Annotated in this window: 9 protein-coding genes; 1 reads left to right on the forward strand and 8 read right to left on the reverse strand. The window is 68.5% G+C overall.

The features are described 5' to 3' along the window. Positions 1–3: 3 nt before the first annotated feature. The 8 genes from ACZ50J_RS12890 to uvrA all read right to left on the reverse strand — a co-directional run bounded on the left by ACZ50J_RS12890 (position 4) and on the right by uvrA (position 11,221). Positions 4–1,206: a phosphoglycerate kinase gene (locus ACZ50J_RS12890; protein WP_464297554.1), complete on the reverse strand. Its 1,203-nt coding sequence runs from the start codon at positions 1,204–1,206 to the stop codon at positions 4–6. Positions 1,207–1,236: 30 nt separating this feature from the next. Continuing rightward, on the reverse strand, positions 1,237–2,232 hold the full coding sequence (gene gap / locus ACZ50J_RS12895; RefSeq protein WP_464297555.1) for a type I glyceraldehyde-3-phosphate dehydrogenase: 996 nt from the start codon (positions 2,230–2,232) through the stop codon (positions 1,237–1,239). A 128-nt stretch (positions 2,233–2,360) separates the two neighbouring features. Continuing rightward, the gene (gene whiA, locus ACZ50J_RS12900) at positions 2,361–3,341 is read right to left on the reverse strand and encodes a DNA-binding protein WhiA (RefSeq protein ID WP_464297556.1); all 981 of its coding nucleotides are present in this window, start codon (positions 3,339–3,341) and stop codon (positions 2,361–2,363) included. Positions 3,342–3,421: 80 nt separating this feature from the next. Beyond that, positions 3,422–4,366 (reverse strand): gluconeogenesis factor YvcK family protein, encoded by a 945-nt coding sequence (locus ACZ50J_RS12905; RefSeq protein WP_464297557.1) that lies wholly within the window; start codon positions 4,364–4,366, stop codon positions 3,422–3,424. Further along, entirely contained in the window at positions 4,366–5,265 is a 900-nt protein-coding gene (rapZ, locus tag ACZ50J_RS12910) for an RNase adapter RapZ (protein ID WP_464297558.1), read from the reverse strand. The genes ACZ50J_RS12905 and rapZ overlap by 1 nt, the downstream gene beginning before the upstream one ends. After that, complete coding sequence (gene uvrC, locus ACZ50J_RS12915) at positions 5,262–7,307, reverse strand: excinuclease ABC subunit UvrC (RefSeq protein ID WP_464297559.1); 2,046 nt, start codon at positions 7,305–7,307, stop codon at positions 5,262–5,264. Before uvrC ends, rapZ begins: the two co-directional genes overlap by 4 nt. Before the next feature lie 163 nt (positions 7,308–7,470). Further along, positions 7,471–7,989 carry a Rieske (2Fe-2S) protein gene (locus ACZ50J_RS12920; protein WP_464297560.1) on the reverse strand — a complete coding sequence of 173 codons (519 nt, stop codon included), beginning with the start codon at positions 7,987–7,989 and terminating at the stop codon, positions 7,471–7,473. Positions 7,990–8,077: 88 nt separating this feature from the next. Further along, a complete protein-coding gene (gene uvrA / locus ACZ50J_RS12925; RefSeq protein WP_464297561.1) occupies positions 8,078–11,221 on the reverse strand; it encodes an excinuclease ABC subunit UvrA in 3,144 nt (1,047 codons plus the stop codon). Positions 11,222–11,274: 53 nt separating this feature from the next. Here uvrA and ACZ50J_RS12930 point away from each other — a divergent pair, with 53 nt between their 5' ends. Then, complete coding sequence (locus ACZ50J_RS12930; protein WP_464297562.1) at positions 11,275–11,940, forward strand: MBL fold metallo-hydrolase; 666 nt, start codon at positions 11,275–11,277, stop codon at positions 11,938–11,940. The last annotated feature ends 18 nt before the right edge of the window (positions 11,941–11,958 follow it).

Raw genomic sequence — 11,958 nt, forward strand, 5'->3', positions numbered from 1 at the left:
CGTTCAGTCCTCCAACACACTCAGGCCGGGCAGCGTCTTGCCCTCCAGGAATTCCAGGCTCGCGCCGCCGCCGGTCGAGATGTGGCCGAAGTCGTCGTCGGCGAACCCGAGCTGCCGGACGGCCGCAGCCGAGTCGCCACCGCCGACGACGGTGAGCGCACCCTGCTGCGTGACATCGACCAGTGCCTGCGCGAGGACCTTCGTGCCCTCGGCGTACGGAGCCATCTCGAAGGCGCCCATCGGGCCGTTCCAGAACACCGTCCGCGCGCTGCGGATCGCGTCGCCGAATGCCTTCGCCGACTCCGGTCCGATGTCCAGACCCATCCGGTCGGCCGGTATGGCGTCCGCCGCCACCACCTCGTGGTCCGCGTCGGCCGAGAACCCCGTCGCGGCAACGACGTCGGTCGGCAGCACGATCTGCACGCCACGGTTCTCCGCGTCGGCCAGGTAGCCCTTGACCCGGGCGACCTGGTCCTCCTCGAGCAGGCTCTTGCCGACCTCGTGGCCCTGCGCCGCCAGGAAGGTGAAGACCATCCCGCCGCCGATGAGCAACATGTCGGCCTTGCCCAGCAGGTTCTCGATGACACCGAGCTTGTCGCTGACCTTCGCGCCGCCGAGCACCACGGCATACGGGCGCTCCGGAGCCGAGGTAAGACGCCGCAGCACGCCGACCTCGGTCTCGACCAGGCCACCGGCGGCCTGCGGCAGACGCTCGGCGATGTCGTAGACGCTCGCCTGCTTGCGGTGGACGACGCCGAAGCCGTCGGACACGTAGGCGTCCGCCAGGTGGCTCAGCTCATCGGCGAACGCACCACGCTCGGCGTCGTCCTTACTGGTCTCCCCCGCGTTGAAGCGGAGGTTCTCCAGCAGCGCGACCTCACCCTTGTGCAGTTTGTCGACCGTCTGGTTCGCCGACTCCCCCACCGTGTCAGTGGCGAAAAGGACTGGGAATCCGAGCAGTTCGGACAGACGGTCCGCGACCGGCCGCAACGTGAACTTCGGGTCCGGCTCGCCCTTCGGCCGCCCGAGGTGGGCGCACACGACGACCCGGGCACCCGCGTCGGCCAGTCGCTTGATGGTCGGCACCGACGCGCGGACGCGTCCGTCGTCGGTGATCTCGCCGGCGTCGTTCAGCGGCACGTTGAGGTCACTGCGGACCAGCACGGTCTTACCGGCGAGGTTGCCCAGGTCGTCGATCGTTCGCATGTGGATTCTGTTCTTCCTAGGTGCGCGGACTCAGAGGCTCTTGCCGACGAGCTGCACGAGGTCGGCGAGACGGTTGGAGTAACCCCACTCGTTGTCGTACCAGCCGACGACCTTCACCTGGTTGCCGATGACCTTGGTGAGGCCGGCGTCGAAGATGCACGACGACGGGTCGGTGACGATGTCCGAGGAGACGATCGGGTCCTCGGTGTAGCGCAGGAACGTGCCGTCGGCAGCCTTCTGCACCGCGGCGTTGACCTCCTCCACCGTGGTCTCGCGGCCGGCTTCGAAGGTGAGGTCGGTGGCGGAGCCCGTCGGGGTCGGCACGCGCAGCGCGTAGCCGTCCAGCTTGCCCTTCAGCTCCGGCAGCACCAGACCGATCGCCTTGGCGGCGCCGGTGGAGGTCGGCACGATGTTGACCGCGGCGGCGCGGGCCCGGCGAGCATCCTTGTGCGGACCGTCCTGCAGGTTCTGGTCCTGGGTGTAGGCGTGGATCGTCGTCATCAGACCCTTGACGATGCCGAACTCGTCGTTGAGCGCCTTCGCCATCGGGCCGAGGCAGTTGGTCGTGCAGGACGCGTTGGAGATGATCGTGTGCTTCGCCGGGTCGTAGTCGCCGTCGTTGACACCCATCACGATGGTGATGTCCTCGTTCTTGGCCGGGGCCGAGATGATGACCTTCTTGGCGCCACCGTCGATGTGCACCTTGGCCTTCTCGGCATCGGTGAAGATGCCGGTCGACTCCACGACGACGTCGGCACCCAGCTCGCCCCAGGGCAGCTTGGCGGGGTCGCGCTCGGCGAACGCCTTGAACGTCCGGTCGCCCGCGGTGATGTCGGTGTCGGTGGAGGACACGTCGCCGGGGAAGCGGCCCAGGATCGAGTCGTACTTGAGCAGGTGCGCCAGGGAGGCGTTGTCGGTCAGGTCGTTGACACCGACGATCTCGATGTCGGCACCGGACGCGACAACCGCCCGGAAGAAGTTACGGCCGATGCGGCCGAAGCCGTTGATTCCCACGCGGACGGTCACGGGCGACTCATCCCTTTCTGTTGGTCAGGTGATGTGCGTCTGAGGCGGTGCCGGAGCGGCACCGACCGGATCGACACCCCGAGCCTATTTGATGCCGCCCGCGGGCAGGAAAGCGTCCTGCCGAATGGTCACTGGTCGAGCATGTCGGCCGCGAGAGCAGCCTCGGTGTTGGGTATGCCGAGGTCGGCCGCACGCTTGTCGGCCATCGCGAGCAAGCGCCGGATGCGACCGGCCACGGCGTCCTTGGTCATCGGCGGATCCGCCTTCTGGCCGAGCTCCTCCAGGCTGGCCTCCTTGTGCGTCAAGCGCAGCCGACCGGCCTCGGCCAGGTGGTCCGGCACGTCGTCGGCCAGGATCTCCAAGGCGCGCTCGACGCGGCTGCCGGCCTGGACCGCCGCCTCGACGGAGCGTCGCAGGTTGGCGTCGTCGAAGTTGGCGAGCCGGTTGGCGGTCGCGCGCACCTCGCGCCGCATCCGGCGCTCCTCCCACGCCATGAAGGCGTCGGTCGCGCCGAGCCGCGTGAGCATCACGCCGATGGCGTCGCCGTCGCGGATGACGACCCGGTCGACACCGCGCACGTCACGCGCCTTGGACTGCACGCCCAACCGCCGAGCTGCGCCGACCAGTGCGAGGGCGGCCTCCTGACCCGGGCAGGTGATCTCCATCGACGAGGAGCGGCCCGGTTCGGTCAGCGAGCCGTGCGCCAGGAAGGCGCCGCGCCAGGCGGCCTCGGAGTCGCAGATGGCGCCGTTGACGACGCGCGGCGGGAGACCGCGCACGGGTCGGCCGCGATGATCGATCAGGCCCGTCTGCCGAGCCAATGCCTCACCGTCCTGGGCCACGCGCACGATGTAGCGGCTGCCGCGCCGCAGCCCACCGCCGCTCATCACCAGCACCTGCGGAGTCTGGCTGTAGAGGTCGGCGATCGCCTGGCGCAGTCGACGCGCGGCTGCCGCGGTGTCCAGCTCGGCTTCGATGACGATGCGTCCGCCGATGATGTGCAGGCCACCCGCGAAACGCAGCATCGCCGAGATCTCGGCCTTCCGACAGCACGTTTTCGTGACGACATGTCTGCTGAGTTCGTCCTTGACGGCTGCGGTCATCGACATGTCGTTTCAGTTCCTCATGCAGGTGAATCAAACAGAGCGTGCGGTGTGCTCATGCTACGTGTCGTGACACGGCGCGCCGGTCACTCCACCACATCACGATAGGCCGCTGCGAGACGCAGCGTGTCATGTGCGCCCGGTCGATCCGAGTCTGCCACGTCCGCGAAAACCACTTCCGCGCCTAGTGATTGGGCAGTGGCTCGCAATTGCTCACCACCGTCGAGCACCACAGTAGGGTCGGCGAGCACCACGTCCAGATGCAACTCGGGCGCATGCGCCGCCAGCACCTCGAGATGGTCGGAGGCGCTGAAGCCGGTGGTCTCGCCGGTGTTCATGACCATGTTCAGGGTGAGCATCCGTTTGGCGGTCGTGTGCACCAGCGCCTCGCGCAGGTCCGGGACCAACAGGTGCGGCATCACCGAGGTGAACCACGAGCCCGGTCCGAGGATCACCCAGTCCGCGTCATACACCGCGTTGACGGCCTCCTGGCAGGCCAGCGGCGGATCGGGGTTGAGGCGCACGCCGAGCACCCGACCGGGCGTCGTCGCCACCGTCACCTGACCGCTGATCTCGGTCACTTCGTCCGGCTGTTCCGGGTCGGCGCCGAGCACACTGGCCTCGATCCGCAGCGGCTCGGCCGCCATCGGCAGGACGCGACCGCGCGCCCCGAGCAGCCGGCCGACGAGGTCGAGTCCCGCGATCGGTTCACCCAGCAGATCCCAGAGCGAGGCGATGATGAGGTTGCCGAGCGAGTGACCGCCGAGGGGACCTTCGCCGGCGAAGCGGTGCTGCAACGCGTCGGCCCACTGCAGACCCCACTCGGAGTTGTCGCAGAGCGCCGCCAGCGCCATCCGCAGATCGCCCGGCGGCAGGATGTCGAACTCCTCGCGCAACCGTCCGCTCGAGCCACCGTCGTCGGCGACCGTCACGATGGCGGTGATCTTGTCCGTGACCAACTGCAGGGCCTGCAGTGACGCGAACAGCCCGTGGCCCCCGCCGAGTGCGGCGACGGCCGGACGGCGGCCCACTACTCCCGCCCCAGATCGCGGTGCACGACGAGGGATTTCACCTCGCGGGAGTTGAGCCGATCCGCCAACGCTTCGGCCATCGCGACGGACCGGTGCTTGCCGCCCGTGCAACCCACGGCGAGGGTGATGTAGCTGCGGCCCTCGCGCAGGTAACCCGCGGTCATCGGCTCGAGCAGGCTCAGAGTGCGGTCGAGGAACTCCTTGGCACCGGGTTGGGCCAGCACGTAGTCGGCGACGATCGACTCCTGGCCGGTGTGCGGACGTAGTTGCGGATTCCAGAACGGGTTCGGCAGGAACCGCATGTCGAAGACGAGATCCGCATCCAGCGGTATGCCGTACTTGAAGCCGAACGACATGACCGCGATCCGCAGCGCCGGGCCGTCGTCTCCCCCGACGAATTCGCGCACCTTGCTGGACAATTGGTGGACGTTGAGCCCGCTGGTGTCGATCAGGATGTCGGCGGTGGCCCGCAGGTCGCGCAGCGCTTCGCGCTCCTGTTGTATGCCGTCCAGCAGGCGTCCCTCGTCCTGCAGCGGATGCGGCCGGCGTACCGACTCGAAGCGTCGCACCAGTGCCTCGTCGGTGGCGTCCATGAAGATGACCGTCGGCCGCCAGCCCTCGTCCCGCAGGTGGTCCATGCCCTCCCTGAAGTCGGTGAAGAACTCCCGGGACCGGACGTCCACGACGGCGGCGAGTTTGGGCACCGACTCACGGCTCTCCAAACCCTGCTTGGCCAGCAGATCCGCCATCGCCACCAGCAACTGGGGCGGCAGGTTGTCGATGACGTACCAGCCGCGGTCCTCCAGCACGTTGGCCGCGGTGGTGCGGCCGGCGCCGCTCATGCCGGTGACAACGATGAGCTCCGGCGCCAGCTCCGGGGACTCCGTCTCGTCGGTCATCGGGTGATCTCCTTGTCGTCGAGCACATCGTCGAGAACTTCACCCGTCGTGAGGTTGACCGCAGGTGTCGTCGCGTCATCCTCTCGCAGGTGTGCATGCACCGTAGCGGCGAGCGCGGGCCCGATGCCGGAGACCGCCTCGATCTGCTCCACGGACGCCGCGCGCAGCCGCTTCACCGAACCGAATTCGCGCAGCAGCGCCTTGCGGCGCACGGCACCCAGGCCGGGTATGTCGTCCAACGCCGAGCGGGTCATCGCCTTGGACCGACGCTGCCGATGGAAGGTGATGGCGAACCGGTGCGCCTCGTCGCGGACTCGCTGCAACAGGTAGAGACCGTCGCTGGTGCGCGGCAGGATCACCGGGTAGTCGTCACCGGGGAGCCAGACCTCCTCGAGCCGTTTGGCGAGGCCGACGACCGCGACGTCGTCGATGCCGAGCGTCTCCAGGGCGCGCGACGCCGCGTCGACCTGCGGCTTGCCGCCGTCGACGACGACGAGCTGCGGTGGGTAGGCGAATCGCTTGGGTTTGCCGGTGATTTCGTCGATCGGCCCGCTCCCGGACGCCGGCTCGTCGCCGCCCTCGTCGGACTGGTCGTCCAGCTCGATGTCCCCGGCGTTGTCCCGGTCCTGCAGGTAGTGGCGGAATCGCCGGGTGAGGATCTCGTCCATGGCCGCGGTGTCGTCGACCCGCACGGATCCATCCGGTTGGGGCGTGCCGCGGACGATGAAGCGGCGGTATTCGCCCTTGCGGGGCAGGCCGTCCTCGAACACCACCATCGAGGCCACCACGTTGGTGCCCTGGACGTGGCTGACGTCGAAACACTCGATCCGCAACGGCGCCTGCTGCAACTCCAGCGCGTCCTGCAGGTCCTGCAGCGCTTGGCTGCGCGCGGTGAGGTCGCCCGCTCGCGCCACCTTGTGACGGGCGAGCGACTGCTTGGCGTTGCGGTTGACGGTCTCCATCAGGGTTCGCTTGTCGCCGCGCTGCGGCATACGCAGCTCCACGCGTGAGCCACGGATCTCGGAGAGCAGGTCGGCCATCGCCTCCGGCTCCGGCGGCAGGGCCGGCACCAGCACCTCGCGCGGCACCCCCTCGGCGGACTCCCCGCCGTAGACCTGGCCGAGCAACCGCTCGATGACATCGGCAAGTCCGAGGTCGCCCTCGCTCTGCTTGTCGACCACCCAGCCGCGCTGGCCCCGAATGCGACCGCCGCGCACGTGGAAGACCTGGACCGCGGCTTCGAGCTCGTCGTCCTCGATCCCGAACACATCGGCGTCGGTGGCGTCCGGCAGCACGACCGCGGACCGCTCCAGCGCCTTCTGCAGTGCGGCGATGTCGTCACGCCGACGCGCTGCCGCCTCGAAGTCGAGTTCGGCACTGGCCGCACGCATCTCGCGTTCGAGCCGCTTGACGAACCGGCCGGTGTTGCCGGCCATGAAGTCGCAGAACTCCTCGGCGATCGCCCGGTGCTCGTCCTCGCTCACCCGGCCGACGCACGGCGCGGAACATTTGTCGATGTAGCCGAGCAGGCACGGCCGACCGACCTGACCCGCCCGCTTGAAGACACCGCTGCTGCAGGTCCGCACCGGGAAGACGCGCAGCAGCTGATCGAGCGTCTCCCGGATCGCCCAGGCGTGCGCATAGGGCCCGAAGTAGCGGGTGCCCTTGCGCTTGGAACCGCGCATCACCTGCGCGCGCGGGAAGCGCTCGCCCATGGTCACCGCGAGGTACGGGTAGGACTTGTCGTCGCGGTACTTGACGTTGAACCGCGGGTCGAACTCCTTGATCCAGGAGTATTCGAGCTGCAGCGCCTCGACCTCGTTGTTGACGACCGTCCACTCGACGCTGGCGCCGGTCGTGACCATCGTGCGCGTGCGCGGATGCAGCGCCGCGATGTCCTGGAAGTATGACGACAGGCGACTGCGCAGCGACTTGGCCTTGCCGACGTAGATGACGCGGCCGTCCTTGTCACGGAACTTGTAGACGCCGGGGTCGACCGGGATCTCCCCCGGCTTCGGGCGGTAGGTCGACGGGTCAGCCACGGCTCCACTCTATGGACCGGCTCGGACAGTCACGCACCGCGCCCGACCCCGGTACCCAAAGCTCGACCGTCGAAGGTTGCGCACGCCGAACCCGCCGATCCCGGTACCCAAACCTCGACCGTCGAAGGTTGCGCGCGCCGAAGGGCCTGCCAATGCGGCAGGTTCAGGAGACGATGACCTCTGATCCCCGGACGGTCGCCGTCATCGGGGTCAGCGGTTTGGTCGCCGGGCCCTGCTTCACCGAGCCGTCCTTGGTGCTGAACTCGCTGCCGTGGCACGGGCAACTGATGGTGTCACCACTGATCTGGGTGACCGGGCATCCCTGGTGCGTGCAGACGTAGCTGAACGCCTTGAACTCGCCCTTCGCCGGCTGGGTGACGACCGCCTTCAGGTCATCGTCGATCACGCCGCTGCCCACCGGCACCTTCGAGGTCGCGATGCCCTTCCCTGTCGCGGAGCCGCCCGATCCGCTGCTCGCGGCGGTCGAACCGCTGCTCGCGGCGGCCGAGCCAGCACCCGTGTCCGCGGCGTGTGCCGTCGAGCCCGACGATCCGCCGCCGCACGCGGCCAGGGCAGCCGTCGCCGCCGCGGCCCCACCGACCACCCCCGCCGATCGCAGCACCGATCGCCGGTCGGTGCCGTGGGAGGTGTCCGAGGTCGCGTTCTTGTCCGCAGTAGTCATGGGCACCAGCATGCAGTAATTGAATGATCAATTCGTGACGACGGCCTAGGTGAATCCTGTGCGGACCGGCTCGGTCGGGTGAGATCGATCACTTCTTCGCGGACGCCCGTTTCACCGGAGAGGTCCGGGTCGCCTTCGCCGTGGCCGCCGGCTTGGCCGGCTTCTCCACGGCGGCAGCGGTCCTGGTCCGACCGGTCCGCTTCGCCGTCGTCTTCGTGGCGGCAGCTTTCTTCGCGGCCGTCTTCTTCGCCGGCGTTTTCTTGGCCGGTGTCTTCTTGGCCGTCGACTGCTTCGCGGTCGAGCCGGTCTGCGACGGCCGCTCGGCACGCGTGGACTTCGCGAGCAGCGGGCCGAGGTACTGCCCGGTGTAGCTCTCGGCGACCTCCGCCACCTCCTCCGGGGTGCCGGTGGCCACGACGGTTCCGCCGCGGTGACCGCCCTCGGGACCCATGTCGACGATCCAGTCGGCGGACTTGATCACGTCGAGGTTGTGCTCGATCACGATCACCGTGTTGCCCTTGTCGACCAGCCCCTGCAACACCCCGAGCAGTTTGCGGATGTCCTCGAAATGCAGGCCGGTCGTCGGCTCGTCGAGGACGTAGATCGTGCGCCCGGTCGACCGCTTCTGCAGCTCGGCGGCCAGCTTGACCCGCTGTGCCTCACCGCCCGACAGCGTCGGGGCCGGCTGCCCGAGCCGGACGTAACCGAGCCCGACGTCGACCAGGGTGTTCATGTGCCTGGCGATCGCCGGGACGGCCGCGAAGAAGTCCTTGGCCTCCTCGATCGGCATGTCGAGCACGTCGGCGATCGTCTTGCCCTTGAAGTGCACCTCGAGCGTCTCGCGGTTGTAGCGCGCGCCGTGACACACCTCGCACGGGACGTAGACGTCCGGCAGGAAGTTCATCTCGATCTTCAGCGTGCCGTCACCGCTGCACGCCTCGCACCGGCCGCCCTTGACGTTGAACGAGAACCGGCCGGGCTGGTAGCCGCGGACCTTCGCCTCCGTTGTCTCGGCGAACAGCTTGCGCACGTTGTCGAACACGCCGGTGTAGGTCGCCGGGTTGCTGCGCGGGGTGCGGCCGATCGGGCTCTGGTCGACGTGGACGACCTTGTCGAGCTGGTCGAGACCCTCGACCGTCCGGTGCCGTCCCGGCACGTGCCGGGCGCCGTTGAGCTGGTTGGCGAGAACGTTGTAGAGGATCGAGTTGACCAGAGTCGACTTGCCGGACCCTGAAACACCCGTGACCGCAACGAGATTGCCGAGCGGTATGGCGACATCGACGTTCTGCAGGTTGTGCTCGCGCGCGCCCCGGACGATAATCTCGCGCCCGTCCTGCGGCCGGCGGATGGCCGGCGTCAGGATCTCGCGACGACCGGAGAGGTAGGCACCGGTGATGGAGTCCGCCTCCTCGAGCAGCCCCTTGACGGCACCGGAGTAGACCACGTTGCCGCCGTGCTCCCCCGCACCCGGACCGATGTCGACGACCCAGTCGGCGGTGGCGATGGTGTCCTCGTCGTGCTCGACGACGATCAGCGTGTTGCCGAGGTCGCGCAACCGGGTGAGCGTCTCGATCAGCCGGTGGTTGTCCCGCTGGTGCAACCCGATCGACGGCTCGTCGAGGACATACAGAACGCCGACCAGGCCGGAGCCGATCTGCGTCGCCAGCCGGATGCGTTGTGCCTCACCACCGGACAGGGTCGCCGCCGGGCGGTCCAAGGACAGGTAGTCGAGCCCGACGTCCAGCAGGAAGCCGAGCCGGGCGTCGACCTCGCGGATCACCCGCTCGGCGATCTTGCGCTCCCGCGCGGTGAAGTCGACGGTCTCCAGGAAGCCGGCCGACTCCGAGATAGGCAACGCGCACACCTCGGCGATGGACCGGCCACCGATGGTCACCGCCAACGACTCGGGCTTGAGCCGGGCACCGTGGCAGGCCGGGCACGGGACCTCGCGCATGTAGCCCTCGTAGCGGTCCCTGCTCCAGTCGGACTCGGTCTCCTGGTGTCGCCGCTTGACGAACGGGACGACGCCCTCGAACCCGGTCGAGTAGCTGCGCTCGCGGCCGTAGCGGTTGCGGTACTTGACGTGCACCTTGTGGTTCTTGCCGTGCAGCAGTGCCTCCTTGGCACGCTCCGGCAACGCCCGCCACGGCACGTCGAGGGAGAACTTCTGCTCCTCGGCCAGCGCACCGATCACCCGCAGGAAGTAATCGGAGGACTGGGCGCCCTGCGCCCAGGGCAGGATGGCGCCCTCGCGGATCGACTTGTCCTGGTCGGGGATCAGCAGATCGACGTCGACCTCGAGTTCGGTGCCGATGCCGGTGCAGGTCGGGCACGCGCCGAACGGGCTGTTGAACGAGAACGAGCGCGGCTCGACCTCGTCCATCGACAGCGGGTGCTCGTTGGGGCAGGCCATCTTCTCGGAGAAGCGCCGCTCGCGACCCGGGTCGTCGGCGTCCAGGTCGACCATGTCGACGAGCAGCACGCCGCCGGCCAGGCCGAGCGCGGTCTCGACCGAGTCGGTCAGCCGTTGCTTGCCGGAGGTATCGCCCTCCTTGGCGACCAGCCGGTCGACGACGACCTCGATGGTGTGCTTCTTCTGCTTCGCCAGCTTCGGCGGCTCGGTCAACGTCACGACCTCGCCGTCGACCCGGGCCCGCGAGTAGCCCTTGGCCTGCAACTCGGCGAACAACTCCAGATATTCGCCCTTGCGGGAACGCACGACCGGCGCCAGCACCTGGTAGCGCGTCCGGTCGGGCAGGGTCAGCAGTTGGTCGACGATCTGCTGCGGCGTCTGTCGGCCGACCGGCTCGCCACAGACCGGGCAGTGCGGCCGTCCGGCCCGTGCGAAGAGCAGGCGGAGGTAGTCGTAGACCTCGGTGATCGTCCCCACCGTCGACCGCGGGTTGCGGTTCGTCGACTTCTGGTCGATGGAGACCGCCGGTGACAGACCCTCGATGAAGTCGACGTCGGGCTTGTCCATCTGCCCCAGGAACTGTCGGGCGTATGCCGAGAGGGACTCGACATACCGCCGCTGTCCCTCGGCGAAGATGGTGTCGAAGGCCAGCGACGACTTGCCCGAGCCGGACAACCCGGTGAACACCACGAGGGCGTCGCGGGGTATGTCGATGGAGATGTTTCGCAGGTTGTGCTCACGGGCACCACGCACCCGAAGGTGGTCATGACCCCGACTTGCTGGCACGGTGGATGACGGAGGCGTTGGCACGACGACCATGCTAGGTCGCGGCACTGACAACCCCGAATCCGAGACGACCTCAGGAGACACCGATGAGCTATGCCGGCCACGTCAGCCCGGGCGACGCCCCGATCACCCGCGACGCCGGAACCGCCCGGATCACCAAACTGAGCGTGTCCGGCATGGACAACAACGTCTACCTCGTCACCGACTCGGACACCGGTGAAGGTCTGCTGATCGACGCCGCGAACGACTGGCCCGCCATTCGCGCGATGGTCGACGCGGACGGCGGCACGGTCCGGCAGATCGCGACCACGCATCGGCACCACGACCACGTCGGCGCCCTGCGCGACGCGGTCGCCGCGACGTCCGCACGCACCCTCGCCGGCGCGGACGACGCCGAGCACCTCCCGGTCGCGGTCGACCGGGCGCTGCACGACGGCGACACCGTGCAGGTCGGTGCACTCACCATGGACGTCGTCGGCCTCCGGGGGCACACCCCCGGCTCGATCGCGTTGTCCTTCCGCGGGTCCGACGGCATGACGCACCTCTTCACCGGCGACTCACTGTTCCCCGGAGGCGTCGGCGGAACGGATCGCTATGACTACCAGTCGTTTGCGCAACTCATCGACGATGTCGAGGAACGGATCTTCGGCCGGTATGACGACAACACCTGGGTCTACCCCGGCCACGGCGACGACACGACACTCGGCACGGAACGTCCGCGTCTCACGGAGTGGCGGTCGCGGGGGTGGTGAGTGCACGAACCGCACGGA

It is taken from the genome of Flexivirga sp. G2 (assembly GCF_055397625.1).

Excerpts from the sequence above, each read along its gene's own strand:
- rapZ (WP_464297558.1), bottom strand. The coding sequence starts at position 5,265 with ATGACCGACGAGACGGAGTCCCCGGAGCTGGCGCCGGAGCTCATCGTT.
- ACZ50J_RS12930 (WP_464297562.1), top strand. The coding sequence starts at position 11,275 with ATGAGCTATGCCGGCCACGTCAGCCCGGGCGACGCCCCGATCACCCGC.
- ACZ50J_RS12920 (WP_464297560.1), bottom strand. The coding sequence starts at position 7,989 with ATGACTACTGCGGACAAGAACGCGACCTCGGACACCTCCCACGGCACC.
- whiA (WP_464297556.1), bottom strand. The coding sequence starts at position 3,341 with ATGTCGATGACCGCAGCCGTCAAGGACGAACTCAGCAGACATGTCGTC.
- ACZ50J_RS12890 (WP_464297554.1), bottom strand. The coding sequence starts at position 1,206 with ATGCGAACGATCGACGACCTGGGCAACCTCGCCGGTAAGACCGTGCTG.
- uvrA (WP_464297561.1), bottom strand. The coding sequence starts at position 11,221 with ATGGTCGTCGTGCCAACGCCTCCGTCATCCACCGTGCCAGCAAGTCGG.